Source organism: Rufibacter roseolus (assembly GCF_017916365.1).
GTDB classification, from domain to species: domain Bacteria; phylum Bacteroidota; class Bacteroidia; order Cytophagales; family Hymenobacteraceae; genus Nibribacter; species Nibribacter roseolus.
Genome location: NZ_JAFMSU010000001.1, coordinates 2,252,463 through 2,266,776, shown reverse-complemented (window position 1 = coordinate 2,266,776; position 14,314 = coordinate 2,252,463). Strand labels below are relative to the sequence as shown.

At 51.4% G+C, this 14,314-nt stretch carries 12 protein-coding genes; 10 read left to right on the top strand and 2 right to left on the bottom strand.

Translation table 11 applies throughout. The features are described 5' to 3' along the window. Positions 1-563 precede the first annotated feature (563 nt). From rpsF to J3P35_RS08890, 9 genes are all read left to right on the top strand, one after another. On the top strand, positions 564-935 hold the full coding sequence (gene rpsF, locus J3P35_RS08930; RefSeq protein WP_210463978.1) for a 30S ribosomal protein S6: 372 nt from the start codon (positions 564-566) through the stop codon (positions 933-935). Next, positions 932-1,183 (top strand): 30S ribosomal protein S18, encoded by a 252-nt coding sequence (gene rpsR / locus J3P35_RS08925; RefSeq protein ID WP_048921044.1) that lies wholly within the window; start codon positions 932-934, stop codon positions 1,181-1,183. The genes rpsF and rpsR overlap by 4 nt, the downstream gene beginning before the upstream one ends. 14 nt (positions 1,184-1,197) lie before the next feature. Continuing rightward, positions 1,198-1,641, top strand: coding sequence for a 50S ribosomal protein L9 (gene rplI, locus J3P35_RS08920; RefSeq protein WP_210463977.1), 444 nt, complete (start codon positions 1,198-1,200; stop codon positions 1,639-1,641). 278 nt (positions 1,642-1,919) lie between these two features. Next, positions 1,920-2,609, top strand: coding sequence for an HAD family hydrolase (locus tag J3P35_RS08915; RefSeq protein ID WP_210463976.1), 690 nt, complete (start codon positions 1,920-1,922; stop codon positions 2,607-2,609). A 43-nt stretch (positions 2,610-2,652) separates the two neighbouring features. Next, positions 2,653-3,636, top strand: coding sequence for a GSCFA domain-containing protein (locus J3P35_RS08910; protein WP_210463975.1), 984 nt, complete (start codon positions 2,653-2,655; stop codon positions 3,634-3,636). A gap of 65 nt (positions 3,637-3,701) precedes the next feature. Next, on the top strand, positions 3,702-5,735 hold the full coding sequence (locus J3P35_RS08905) for a thioredoxin domain-containing protein (RefSeq protein ID WP_210463974.1): 2,034 nt from the start codon (positions 3,702-3,704) through the stop codon (positions 5,733-5,735). Between the two features lie 189 nt (positions 5,736-5,924). Beyond that, the gene (locus J3P35_RS08900; RefSeq protein WP_210463973.1) at positions 5,925-6,401 is read left to right on the top strand and encodes a hypothetical protein; all 477 of its coding nucleotides are present in this window, start codon (positions 5,925-5,927) and stop codon (positions 6,399-6,401) included. Positions 6,402-6,455: 54 nt separating this feature from the next. Then, entirely contained in the window at positions 6,456-8,990 is a 2,535-nt protein-coding gene (gene priA / locus J3P35_RS08895; RefSeq protein WP_210463972.1) for a replication restart helicase PriA, read from the top strand. A 458-nt stretch (positions 8,991-9,448) separates the two neighbouring features. Next, a complete protein-coding gene (locus J3P35_RS08890) occupies positions 9,449-9,874 on the top strand; it encodes a hypothetical protein (protein ID WP_210463971.1) in 426 nt (141 codons plus the stop codon). 597 nt (positions 9,875-10,471) lie between these two features. Here the strand turns inward: J3P35_RS08890 and J3P35_RS08885 are convergent. Further along, positions 10,472-11,485: a PorP/SprF family type IX secretion system membrane protein gene (locus tag J3P35_RS08885; RefSeq protein ID WP_210463970.1), complete on the bottom strand. Its 1,014-nt coding sequence runs from the start codon at positions 11,483-11,485 to the stop codon at positions 10,472-10,474. Continuing rightward, positions 11,482-13,533: a lectin-like domain-containing protein gene (locus tag J3P35_RS08880; protein WP_210463969.1), complete on the bottom strand. Its 2,052-nt coding sequence runs from the start codon at positions 13,531-13,533 to the stop codon at positions 11,482-11,484. Before J3P35_RS08880 ends, J3P35_RS08885 begins: the two co-directional genes overlap by 4 nt. Before the next feature lie 332 nt (positions 13,534-13,865). Between J3P35_RS08880 and J3P35_RS08875 the strand changes: the two genes are divergently transcribed. Further along, positions 13,866-14,177: a hypothetical protein gene (locus tag J3P35_RS08875; protein ID WP_210463968.1), complete on the top strand. Its 312-nt coding sequence runs from the start codon at positions 13,866-13,868 to the stop codon at positions 14,175-14,177. Positions 14,178-14,314: the final 137 nt, after the last annotated feature.

Below are 14,314 nucleotides of genomic sequence, written 5' to 3'. Positions count from 1 at the left end.
AGGGGTCTTTTCAGGTTCACCGGGCTAGTTTCTGCAAATTTTCTCATTTATTTAAACCAGCCCGAGCAGCCTTTCCTTCTCTTCTGCTGCAAAGTTGTTTACTCCTTATATATATAGTGTAGACAGGCTGACTTCTCTTTGCTGAGGCTCTGGCTGGTTCTTTCCCGTTCTGTTCAAGATGGCTGTTCTCAAGGCTAAACGACTTTTCCTAAACCGATAGTCTTGTGGCTTGAGCATAAGGCGGCTATTGTCTTTAGCAAAATAGCATAATACTCCTGTGGTGCAGCAAAGCTTTTTTCTGCACACTATATATTATAGAGTGGCCGAGGTAAGCAGGCTTTTCTGGGAAGGGTCCGGGCATTCTCCTATTTGCCAAGAAACTGAGCTCTGGATTTCACTTAGACTGTGCACCCATGGGTTTATGGCCCGGTTTTAAAAAAACCGTATAAATACGGTACTGCTTAGCCTTTAACTTTAGTTCCTCTACTTAATCTGTGGTGATTTTTGGTTCTTGTCATAAATCATCTTACCTTTGCCCCTTCGAACCAAAATCATTTTTTCAAATGACTTTAAAAAATTACGAAGTACTCTACATCATGACCCCGTTGTTGAACGAGGTTCAGATGCAGGAGACGGTCGAGAAGTTCAGACAGGTGCTTAAGGAAAATGGCGCCGACATTATTCACGAGGAGAACTGGGGCCTAAAAAAACTGGCTTACCCAATCCAGAAGAAAAACACTGGTTTCTACCACCTCGTTGAATTCCAAGGTCCAGCAACAATTGTTGATCAGTTAGAACTGGCCTTCCGTCGCGATGAGAAAATCATCCGCTTCCTGACCACTGCCCTGGATAAGCACGCAGTTGCTTACAACGAGCGCCGCAGAAACGGTGAATTCAAATCATCTAAAAAAGAGAAGGAGGCCCAAGCGTCATGAGTTTAGTAAACGAAAAAATCCACAAGCAAGACACGCGCAAGAAATACTGCCGTTTCAAGAAGAACGGGATTCAGTACATTGACTATAAAGATGGTAACTTCTTATTGAAGTTCGTGAACGAGCAAGGCAAACTGTTGCCACGCCGTTTAACTGGTACCAGCTTAAAGTTCCAGCGTCGTGTATCTCAGGCGGTTGCCAGAGCACGCCACTTGGCTATTTTGCCTTATGTAACAGATTCTTTAAAATAAGGAGGTAAATACAGATGGAAGTTATTCTTAAAGATGACGTTAAAGGCGTTGGCTATAAAAACGATATCGTTACTGTAAAAGCAGGTTACGGCCGCAACTATTTGATCCCTCAAGGCTTAGCTGAAATGGCTACTCCTTCTGCCCGTAAAGTGGTAGCTGAGAACACCCGTCAGGCTGCCCACAAAGCAGAGAAGATCCAGAAAGATGCGCAGGAATTGGCCAACCGTATTGGTGATACTTTATTGGAAATCCCTGCTAAGGCTGGTGAGTCCGGTAAAATCTTCGGTGCTGTGACTACCCTGCAAGTTTCTGAGGCTTTGAAAGCCCTTGGTTACGATGTAGACCGTAAGCGTGTTGATTTTGACCAGGAGGTTAAATCATTAGGCGAGTACACCGCTACCCTCAACCTGCACAAAGAAGTGAAGCATCAAATCCGCTTCAACGTAGTAGCCGCTTAATTTTAGCTGCTTCTTAGATATTCAAACATCCTGCCGAGACCCGGCAGGATGTTTTGTTTTAGGGCAATGGGTAAAATGGGTTCGTACTTTGTGGTTTACCAATGGCCCAAAGCGAAGTAGCTGTTGGTTGGCCTACATGCTTCTTGCCCGTTTTCAGGAAAACGCCTTTCAAACGCCAAAGTATATTCAGCAGCCTGATACCTAAGTTATTACCCAAACCCTTAGCTTTGCCAAGGCTGCCGTGCGCGGTTGGCAGTGAGACTCCTTAATACGCTTATATGGTTCCTTACCCGGTAGTCATCTTTGATTTTGACGGCACCCTCTGCGATACAGAGGAAGCCATCCAGTATACCTTCCATCAGGCCTTTGAACAGAAAGGAATTACACCGCCTCCGCCCGAAAAGGTGAAGCAAGCCATTGGCACCGGCGGCAATCTCTCTGAATTCCTGCCCATGCTTTACCCACCTTTACGAGGCGAGCATAAGAAGCCTGAGCTGGAGGAGTGGGTTTTGCATTACCGGCATATCTATGACACAGACGGCGGCCGACTCACTACTTTGTTCCCCGGAGTGAATGAATTACTGTCCCGGTTGAAAGACAAAGACATTAATTGCGTGGTCATCAGTAACAAGGGACAACGGGCAATTGAAGACGCCCTGGAGCGCTTTGACATTTGCCGGTACTTTGACCTGGTAATTGGCGACAACCCTAATTTACCCCTTAAGAAGAAACCGCACCCCATGGCGTATGAGCAGGTAATCAAAACCCACTACCCAAGGTTCAGTCCCTTGCAGGTCTTAATGGTGGGCGACACTGATGCCGATCTCTTCTTCGCTAAAAACGCGGGGCTTCCCTCCTGCTGGGCTGCCTACGGCTACGGAGCCGAAGAAACCTGCCTGGCCGCGGAGCCTACCTTCACTATCCAATCGGTGGAGCAGCTCTACCCTATTGTGGTGCCGGAAGCGTAAACACAAAAATAAGTACCTTCGCAGGCCAAACGCCTCTTCTGCTATGCAGTTCCGGACCGAAATCAACGTATCTCCTGCTTCCCAGCAACTTTCCCGTACCCAGGGTATTTTCACCATAGGTTCTTGTTTTGCGGAAGTGATGGGCAAGAGGTTGCAGGAGGCCAAAGCCAACGTGCTGGTCAATCCGTTCGGGACTATCTTCAATCCGTTGTCCATCCATAAACTGCTGCGCGCCGTGCTGGAGCAGGATGAGACTAATCTGGCAGAGGGCCTTGTGCAGCAAAATGGCATCTGGTACCATTATGATTTCCACTCCTCATTCTCGCATCCAGATTTTGAAGTGCTGCTGCAGATGCTGCGGGAAAAATTGCAGGAGGCGCACGCCTTTATAAAGCAAAGCCAGGCCGTGATGCTTACCTGGGGTACTGCCTACGTCTATGAACGACAGGACAACGGCGTTTTAGTGGCCAATTGCCATAAAGTGCCCCAAAAAGCCTTTACCAAACGCCTACTTTCACTGGAAGAAATTACCGAAGACACCCGGCAGACGCTCCAGCTCCTGAAAACCCACTGCCCCTACATCCAGGTCATTCTCACGGTAAGCCCTGTACGCCACCTCAAAGACACCCTTCCGCTTAACAGCGTAAGCAAAAGTCTACTGCGGGTGGCCGCACACCTGGCCCAGGAACAACACCCCTACCTCACCTACTTCCCGGCCTATGAGCTGCTGCTGGATGACCTTCGCGACTACCGCTTTTACGCCGATGATCTGCTGCACCCCACCCAAATGGCAGAAAGTTACATCTGGGAGAAGTTTATCCAGGCATATGCCGATGACGCTTTCACGCAATTTCTCTCCCGCTGGGCCGAGGTGCAACGCGAGTTAGGCCACAAAAGCTTTCACCCAGATAGTCCGGCGCACCAGAAATTCCTCCAGAAACTCCTGCAAAAGTTGCATAAACTAGCCCAGGAAGCCGATGTGCAGGCGGAAATTGACACGGTGCAGCGCCAATTGCGTATGCAATAATTCCGTTTGGCGCGTCTTTTCAGAAAATGAGCCGCTAAACGCCGTTTGACCTTACCCACCTACCTATGGAAAGAAAGCCCAACCGCCTTGCCCAGGAATCCAGCCCTTATCTGCTGCAACACGCCTTTAACCCCGTAGATTGGTACCCTTGGGGACCAGAGGCGCTTGAGAAAGCCAAAGCCGAGCAGAAGCCCATTCTGGTGAGCATCGGGTATGCTGCCTGCCACTGGTGCCACGTAATGGAGCATCAATCCTTTGAGCAGGAAACCATCGCCAGGGTTATGAACCAGCACTTTGTATGCATAAAGGTAGACCGCGAGGAGCGCCCCGACGTGGACCAGGTGTACATGGATGCCCTGACAGCCATGGGACTACAGGGCGGCTGGCCCCTGAACGTATTCCTCAATTCAGACGCTAAACCTTTCTACGGCGGCACCTATTTCCCGCCCCAGAACTGGATCCAGCTACTCCAGAGCATCGCCGATGCCTATGCTAAAAGCCGCAAGGAACTGGACCAGTCCGCTGATCAGTTTGTGCAGCACCTAAACCAAAGCGAGCTGGCCAAGTACGGTTTACAAGAAAGCAACTCAGATTTCAACCCAGCTGACTTTGAGCAGATGTTCGGGCGGTTGAAAGGCCGTTTTGACCTGAAGCGGGGCGGTACCAGCGGCGCACCTAAGTTCCCTATGCCCAGTATCTGGCGCTTTCTGCTGCGCTATTACCACCACAGCCAGGACCCGGCGGCCCTGGAACAAGTAAACCTCACGCTGGAGGAAATGGCGTTTGGGGGCATCTATGACCAGGTGGGCGGCGGCTTCGCCCGATATTCCACTGATGAGGATTGGCTCGTGCCCCACTTTGAGAAGATGCTCTATGACAACGGCCAGCTCATCAGTCTGTACTCCGAGGCCTACCAAGTGACCCGTAACGAGCTGTACCGCCAGGTGGTGATGGAAACCATCGCCTTTGTGGAACGCGAGCTCACGAGCCCCGAGGGAGGCTTCTACTCTTCCCTGGATGCCGACAGCGAAGGCGAGGAAGGCAAGTTCTACGTCTTCACCCAAACCGAGCTGAATGAGATCCTGGGTGAGGAAGCCGAGCTGGCGGGCAAATACTACAATACCACCCCTGAAGGCAACTGGGAGCACGGTGTGAATATCCTGCACCGCCGCCAGACCGATGAAGCCTTCGCCGCTGACCAGGGACTTTCGTTGGAAGAACTGCAGGAACACGTGCAGAACTGGAAAGACAGCTTATTGCAAGCCCGTGCAACGCGCATCCGCCCCGGCCTGGATGACAAAATCCTGACATCCTGGAACGCGCTCATGCTCATCGGGCTCACCGATGCATACCGCGCCTTCGGCGAAGCCAGAATTCTTGAACTTGCCTGCACCAACGCGCATTTCCTGCTGCGTCACGTGAAACAGGGAGATCAGCTCTTCCACAATTACAAAGAAGGCAAAGCCACCATTGACGGTTTCCTGGAAGATTACGCTCTCCTGATCCAGGCTCTGCTGGGATTGTACCAAATCACGTTTGAGGAAAACTGGCTCAAAGAAGCCCGGAAACTCACCGACTACACGCTGGCCCACTTCTTTGACCCCAAGGAAGACCTCTTCTTCTTTACCAGCAACGCGGGTGAACAGCTGATCGCTCGCAAGAAAGAGATCTTTGATAACGTAGTACCGGCCTCTAACTCCGTGATGGCCATGAACCTGCACTTTTTAGGCCTGTTTTTGGAAAAAGAGCGCTATTCCAGCCTCTCAGACCGCATGCTTTCCCGGGTACGCGACCTGGTGGTGCAGGAGCCTTCGCACCTGGCCAACTGGGCCTCGCTGTATTTCCTGAAGCTGAAACCCACCGCCGAGATCGCCATCGTAGGCCCAGAAGCGCATTCTTTCCGGACTCTGCTGCAGCAGCACTTCCTCCCTAACGCGTTGCTGGTAGGCACGAAGGAAGAAGGCAGCTCTACCCTGCCGCTGCTGGAAGACAGAACCGCTTACCAGGGGCAAACCACCATCTACGTCTGCTACAACCTGGCCTGCCAGCTGCCGGTGCAATCCGTAGCCGAAGCCCTGGAACAGGTAAGCCACATCTAAGAACTACTTATCAGGCGTGAAAAAAGGATCGGGTTTCTCTAACGGGAGAAAGCCGATCCTTTTTTCTGCCAGGTTGTATTAAGGAAAACAAATATTTAAGGTTACGAATAAAATCATGTTTTTCGCTCAACGGTAGAACCGATTAGGTTTTCCAGCTGTTGCCTTCCCATAACCTAAACCCAAGCTAACGTGAAGAAGTTATTAATAATGGGCGGCCTTTGGCTTGCCTGCGCGGCTTTTGCCTATTCCCAGAATGGAGACGGTTACTGGAAGCGTTTACAGAAAACCCACCCAGAAACCACTCTAGAAGCCCTGCAAAGCCCGGCACCAGCCGTTTCCCAAGCTCCTTCGGGACAGATAGACCTTTCGGCCTGCCGTTTATCCCTGGTGTACGAGGGCAAAACCCGCAACATCAGCCTGGAGAACATCCAGCGCATGAAAAACAATGGCTTTAAGCCGGGCAGCATCCGCCAATACCGCAAAGAAGTCCTTTTCACCTCCGCTGACAAAGAAGTCTGGCTGCCGGTTAAATCCACCTTGGTAGACCAGCTGGGGATTGAGGTCCGCGAAGACGAGCCGGTGCTGCTGTATACCACAGTGCTGCAAGATAAAGCTACCCAAGACAAAAAAGTTGTCTTACTGGTAGAAGAGTACCAGGTGAAATAAGGAAAGTTTCCGTTTCCGGGCTGTTTTTCCGAACTTTGGCCCAAACCGGACGCTTTGACACCAGAATTAGAATTTCATATTCCTGCTGATGACGTCCCTGAACGGATTACCCTGTTCGCGGACGTCATTTTGCCTTTACCCCTTCCCAAGCTTTACACGTACCGGGTTCCTTACCAGATGAGCGATGAGGTGCTGGTAGGTGCCCGCGTCTTGGTGCAGTTTGGCTCCAAGAAAGTACTGAGCTGCGTGGTGGCACGCGTGCATGAACAGCCGCCCAAAGATTATCAGGCCAAATACCTGCTGGAAGTCATTGACGAGAAGCCCGTGGTCACCGGTCCACAGCTGCGTCTTTTCCTCTGGATGGCCGAGTACTATCTCTGCACCTTAGGCGAGGTGATCAACGCGGCCCTCCCCTCGGCCCTGAAACTCAGCAGCGAGTCAAAAATCCAGCTGCACCCGCAGTTCCACCCCGATACGAATGAGTGGCCCCTCACGGGTCATGAAGAGAAGATCATTTTCGCGTTGCGCCAGAAACAGCACCTCACCTTCACGGAGGTAGGCCAACTGCTGCAGCTCACCAGCTTCCATAAGATCATCAAGTCGCTTTTGCTCAAGGAGATCATCATCATCTATGAGGAAATAGCCGAGAAATACGCCCCTAAAGTGGTAAAGAAGGTGCGCTTGGCACCTATGTTTACCACCGATGAGGAGACCCTGGAGGAGCTTTTCAACCAGCTGGCAGCCAAACCCAAGCAACTGGATGTGCTGCTAAAATACGTGCAGCTCACGCCCATTCTTCAGAACCTGCGCATGAATGAGGAAGGCCTGGAGAAAAACTTACTCACGTCTAACCCCCACCTGTCCTTATCCGCCATCAATACCTTACTCAAGCACGGCGTGCTGGAGCAGTTTGACGTGGTGGTGAGTCGTTTCCCTGAGGCTGAAGGCCGTGGTCCTTACCTGCATTCTGAGCTATCTACGGCCCAGACGGCCGCCCGGGACCAGATTCTGGAAACGTTCAACGAGAAAAATACGGTGTTGCTACACGGCATCACTGGCAGCGGCAAGACCGAGATCTACATTGACCTCATCCAGAAAGCCGTAGAAGCCGGCGGCCAGGTGCTGTACCTGTTACCTGAGATTGCGCTGACGGCACAGATTGTGATTCGCCTTAAACGCGTGTTCGGGGATAGGTTGGGCGTGTACCATTCCAAGTTCTCAGACAATGAGCGCGTGGAAGTCTGGAACGGCATCCTGTCGGGGCGGTTCCAGGTGGTAGTAGGCGTGCGGTCCTCGGTGTTTCTGCCGTTCCATTCGCTGTCGCTTATCATCGTGGACGAAGAGCACGAGCCTTCCTATAAGCAGCATGAGCCGGCGCCCCGCTACAATGCCCGCGAGGTGGCTTTCATGATGGCGCAGTTCCAGGGGGCCAAGACGCTGCTGGGATCGGCCACCCCGTCCATTGAGTCTTATTACCACTGCCAGAGCGGCCGCTGGGGCCTGGTGAACCTGCATGAACGCTACGGGGAGGCCACCTTACCCGAGGTAGAGTTGGTAGATACCCGCCGCGAGAGCCTGCGCAAGAACATGATGAGCCATTTCTCGCAGCGCTTGGTGCACGATATCCAGGACGCGCTCTTCCGCCATGAGCAGGTCATCCTGTTCCAGAACCGCCGCGGTTACGCGCCATTCATTGACTGCAACGATTGCGCCTGGATTCCCAAGTGCCGCAACTGCGCCGTGAGTCTTTCTTACCATAAGTTCTCCAACGAGCTCCGTTGCCATTACTGCGGCTACACCGAGCGCAAACCAACCGATTGCCCCGCCTGCGGCTCCACCATGCTAAAGACGGTGGGTTTCGGGACGGAGAAGATTGAGGACGAGCTGAAGCTGATCATGCCTGAGGCCCGCATCCAGCGCATGGACCTGGACACCACCAAACGTAAGAACAGCCACCAGCAGATCATTGAGGACTTTGAGCAGCAGCGCACCAATGTGCTGGTAGGCACCCAGATGGTGACCAAAGGCCTGGATTTTGAGCACGTAAGCCTAGTGGGCATCCTCAGCGCCGACAGCATCATCCATTTCCCCGATTTCAGGGCGCACGAGCGGGCGTACCAGTTGTTTGTGCAGGTAAGTGGCCGGGCCGGCCGGAAAGGCAACAAAGGTAAGGTCCTCATCCAGACGGCTAACCCCAACCAGAACATCTTCCAGCGGGTGATTGAGGGCGACTACCGTGGCCTGTACGAGCAGGAGATTGAGGAACGCCGCAAGTTCCGGTACCCGCCCTTCGTGCGGATGATCAGGCTCACGGTGAAGCACCCCGAGGCAAGGCCCTGCGAGGCTGCGGCCATTCTGCTGGCCAAAGAACTGGTGGACCGGCTGGGTAAAACCGGCGTTCTGGGCCCCGAGGCTCCGCACATCTTCAAGATCAGGAACCAGTTCCTGCAGGAAATTCACGTGAAACTGGACCGCGACAGCAACCATCTGCGCGAGTCTAAATTCCAGGTGCTGGACGCCGTGCAAAGCCTGCTTAAGACAAAAGAGTTCAAGAACGCCCGGGTGGTCATTGACGTAGACCCCTCCTAACCTCTTCTCATTCAATATCTTTCAGCCGAATCGGGCCTGTTTTCTATAAAACAGGCCCGATTCGTTTCTGCCTTCCTCCGAGAGGTTTACTTACTATGTTCAGCGGGGGATTATCCGGTTTCAGGTGGATAATTTCCTTTCCTGGTCAGTAATGCCCTATGCTTTCCTAGGGTAAAATACCTTATCCCTGTCTTAGAATTAGTGGTTCGGGAGCGAAAAGAAGTCTGGGGCTTCTTTCAGGAAAACAGGCAAAAAATTCTTGTCTTCTTCATCCTCAAAAAAGGCAGCCTCAGTTTCCGTTTATTCGGCTTCATCCTGGATTTAAGCCTTTTAACAAACCATTAACATGCAACCAAGCAACGTTTTACCCAAATTTGCATCTATATAATCAAAAGGGATAACCCAAAAGAGGGCAACTCCTTCTAAAAAAGTTTAAAAATTTTAACCATAAAAACATTATGAAAACTAAATTAACCTCCGCTCTTTTCACAGTTTGTTTCCTGTTTACCCTGGTTCCTGCCTTCGCTGGAAACACTCCTGCCAACGGACCTACCACCCGCACTACCAAAGTGTTCAAACACGTTTTGAAAACCGATAACCTGCGCATATTGTCATTAGAACTAAAACCAGGTGAGTACCTGGATTTCCACGCCTCTCCAGAGCAGGAAGCTTACGCCGCCACTGACGGAACCCTGCGCATGGTGACTTCAGACGGTCAGGAGAAAATTGTAAATGTTAAAGCCGGCGATCGCCTGTGGATGGACCTTGCCCAGTACAAGAATTGGAACACCGGAGACAAGACTTTAAAAATATTGCTCCTGGAAGGCCAGAATGAGGTTTTTGAAAAAAAATCTAACATTTCTTTATACTCACTTAAACCTTAATGTTTTAAGGTCGTTAAAGACTATACATTCACACTCTATTTCAGCTTAAAAGTAGTCTTCTGCTATCCGCTTGCGCTCTGGTAATAGACTACTTTTAAGCATTTTTTTTGCCCTTTTACCATTAAGCCATTCTGCCCAGAATGGCTTTTCCATTTTATTCAAATATCACTATACCTTTATAGCCGGATACTAACAAATGAGTGGCCACTCCACTTCACGCCAGCCTTACCCGGTTCACTCCGTGTTTTGCGGGTTTCGGGCAGGAAAAGGCCCGCTTCCTCTGGTTAAGGTTGCCGAGGGCGCAAAACCACTGCATATTTGTATCACCAATCAGGCAGAAAGCGGCTGAGTCTTCTCCCAGAGAATGAATCCCCATCGCCTGAACGGCCGCTGAGACAGCTCAGCACTTGAAGAGAAATTAGGTTTTGTTTGTTAGTTTGGTGTAAGGGGCCCGGTTTTTCCGGGCTTTTTCATTTTAGGCCTTTGTCAACGCACCGCCCCCGTATTCCTGCTCTTTTCTAAAAAAGGCCCTAAAACAGTTCTCAATGACCGGCCTTCACTTTTATCTGAAGGTCCTGTTTCAGCGGCTACACAGATTTACCACAGGTTACTGGGGCTCACCGCCTGACGATAATTAAACAACCGAACGCCCAGCAGCAACTCATGGCTGCCGGCGCCCTCCCTGCTGACTGGCCCTGTGCCCAGGTCATAGGCGTAACTGATTTCAAGCAAAGAGTTGAGAGATAAACCCGCCAGTGCGGCAAAACTCTCTCCCTGCCGGTAAGAGCCCCCCAACCAGAACCGGTTATCATAGATGGCCTTAAGGTTGTAATCCATAGAAACTGGTAAAGGCCGCATCCATTTTATAAGCACCGAGGGTACCAAGGCAACCTCAGGCGATATTTTGAGTTTATAGGCGCCGGTCACAAAGTAATGGGGTAGGAACTTGGTCTCACTGTGGCTGGAAAGGTCCTGACCCAGCAGTTGGGCACCTGACACCCCTGCATAGAAGTTCTGGGAGTAGAGCCACAGTCCCAGGGAGAAGTTAGGGTTTATAGAAGAACGGCCCGTGTTGACTATATCCGCGGGATCGGCAAAAGTTACCTTGTCTGCCCGGAAGGATTGCCGCAGAAACCCTGCTGAGGCGCCGGCAGACAGTTTCAGCCCCTGGTTCAGCCACAGATGGTAAGCGTAAGTGGCATTCACCTCGGTGCGCACAAAAGGCCCGATACGGTCATACAGAATGCTTCCTCCTATGCCGTGATGGGGCTTGTGCTTCCGGTGGGTTCCGTACGCCTTAAGCGTGGGCGCGAAGTCTCCTTGTTTGTTATCCTCCTGGTTTATGATGGAAGAAGGATTGTTCAGTCCGAGTTTGGTATGCCCCGTGAGGTACAGCGTGAGCGGTGCGCCGTCAATTCCCACCCACTGGCTCCGGGTACTGAGTTTCAGATCCAGGTAGTCCTCAATGCCGGTAAGGGCGGGGTTCAGTACGTAGTTGTTGAGCATGTACTGCGTATACTGAGGTCTCTGCTGCCCGGCCACAGAAAAAGAAAGACCGAAAAGCCAGCCGCTCAGCAGCAGCATTCTGGTAATAGGGGTCCGGAAGTTCATCTTACAATAGAGACAGAACCCGTCAGGGTGCGACCCTGGTCAAGGTTGAGGTGGTAGAAATAAGTTCCTACGGGCAGCGGTTTTCCTTTTTGGGTGCCGTTCCAGTCGTTGCGGTAGCCTTTGGCTTCATAAACATTGCCGCCCCAACGGTCAAAGACGCGGAGAGTGGCGTTAGGATAGATGAAGATGTTGGTGATTTCCCAGGTCTCATTGGTGCCATCGCCGTTTGGGGAGAAAGCCGTGGGAATGACTACGTTTTTGGTGACGGTTACCGTCACCGAAGCCTGGTTCTCGCAGCCTTGGGCATCTTGTGCGATCACGGTATAGGTCGTCGTCTCCTGCGGCTGAGCTTTGGTCACAGGGCCAGAAGGGTTGCTTAGCCCCACCGTGGGCTGCCAGGAATATGAAACCCCGCCGCTCGCCTGCAGTTCTGTGCTCTGCCCCAGGTTGATGGTGACATCGGGTCCTGCCTGCACCAGGGGTAAGGGCTGTATAATGGCTTCTACAGGAGCCTTTGGACCTTCACAGCCGTTCTGGACCACTGAGACATAGAAAGTGGTGCTTTTAGTCAAATGAGGGGTCTTGAAAGTACCGGTCGTACTCAAAACCATAGGAACTGTGGCCGTAGGCGCATCATACCAGCGGAAGGCTTCAACGTTGGTGCTACTCACCGCTTGTAAGGTAAGGCTTCCCGGTCCGCAGATAGTGGCACCGGTCACCTTGGGGGCTAATGGCAACTCTTTCAATGTAACGGTCAGATTATTGGTCGTGAGCAGGGCGCCACAGGCATTGATGACATCAGCGGAGTACTGACCTGCCTCCTGCACCTCCAGTGTGTTGACACTGACAGCTCCGCCTATGGGCTGGCCATTCCTGCGCCATTGGTACATATAGTTTTCGCCCTGGGAAGCCGTTAGTTGTATTTTGCTTCCGGCACAGATGGTCAGCGCTTCATTCGCCTGCAAGGTGGGCGTTGCCATGGGTGGGCAAGAAACCTGCATGGTCACGGTGGCCGTGGCGCATTTGGAGTAGCATTGATCCGAGGCACTCTCGCAGACCTCGTACACAAAGGTATCGGCTCCGGTAAAACCCCGGTTGGCCGTGTAGATGACCTGATTTTCGAAAATAGTGGTAGTTCCGTGCTGCGGCCCTGTGACCACCCTAGTCACTCTGATAGGCTCGTTTTTGGTATGGAGGTCATTCTGCATCACGGGCAAGGTTATCGGTTTCAGGGGCTGGGCCTGCCCCTGGTCATTCCGGGCCTCAGGCTTGCTGGCAGGATCAATGATGCAAATGGTCTGTTCATTCTGGAGCCCACCCGTAGAACCGGTAAAACCATAGTACACCTCTTTCGCCCCCCCGAAAACATTGCTTACAAGGTCATCCTGGTGGTTGAACCGGCGCTTGCCGTCAAAGAAAAGCTGCAGTTCCTGGGTGGCAGGGTTCCAGGTGATTTTGTAGGTGTGGCACTTATTATCCTCTACGTTGGGCTTGTCTGGGTCAATGAAAACCGGGGCCAGTTTTGGGGTGCTTACCAGACCATTATAAACCACGGTGGTATGATCCTGGGGAATGTCACCTGTGACCGGTACGCCTGAGGAAATAGTGGTATTGTCAAAGGTATCAAACTCAATGGCCACAGATGGAGAGATGGCATTCCCCGCATTGGGGTTGAATTCATCATAACCAAAGCCCAGCCCACTGCCTGAACTTCCGCGGGCCTCCATGCCCCTGGGGTCATTGTGGAATACAAATGCAATGCCGTCTGCCCCATCAATATCTTTGGAGCCTAAAAAGATGATGAAAGAAACCTCGAAGGGTTTGGTGAGGTCTATTTTGTCTTTCCACCAGATGGTGCCAAACCGGGATGAAACATCCGGAGTGATTCTGTAGCAAGTGGTAGAAATCTGTGAAGCATCTCCCTTGGGAATAAACTGCGCCGCACTTGAAAAGGAAATGAGCAACAGACATAGCAGAACAAGCGGCTGCTTTTTCCTGAACTTTCTGATGATGCTCCGCAAGAGCGGGTCTCTAAAGCAAGGTGCCATTATAGTTTAGGGGAGTGAGTAAATGAATATAGGTGACGAAAACCAAAAAGCGACTGCACCTCCAACACACTTCTCCCCAGCCTTTCACAAAGCCAGCCTGATTGCTCTTTCCATAAAGTAACAGATAATTCCGTAAGAATCTCAATTATAAACCCGTAAGGTTTAGAAATATGGTGCAGGAAGAACCCGTTTAGTTAAACCAAGGCAAATTGCCTGAAAGGCTTTGGCATCCTGGATGACGGTTTCAGTCTGATCCATCAGGGTTCATCAGGGTTTTAGAGCCTTTCGTCAGAATTCAGAGGCCAAAGAGAAAGGCAGCAGTTTTTCACCCGATGAAGATAATTAATGAGCTTTTCGCCAAGCCAAACCCGGAATTTTCTATCCAGGTCAATTATTTTCAACTGGGTTTACCAAAAAAGCCGCGATTTTGGATGGCAGATTCAGAGGTGGATTTGTCCGATTCACGCCGCTATATTCCGGTTCACTCCGGCTTTGTCAGGTTTCAGGCAGGAAAAAGTCCGTTTCCTCTTGTTTGGGTTGCCGGCGGGGCAAAAGCGCTGCATATTTGTATCACTAAACGAGACCAACAGCCCCTGATTCCCTCTCAGCTGGCTGCTCTTCCCTCGGGCTTGTTTAGTATTTAGGTTTGTTTAAAGTTTTGTTTGTTAGTTTGGTGTAAGGGGCCCGGTTTTTCCGGGCTTTTTCATTTTATACCCTTTCCAAACCTATCCCTGCCGTTTTCCGGTCATTTCCTGTAATTTAGGTCCAAAACAGGTTTCTC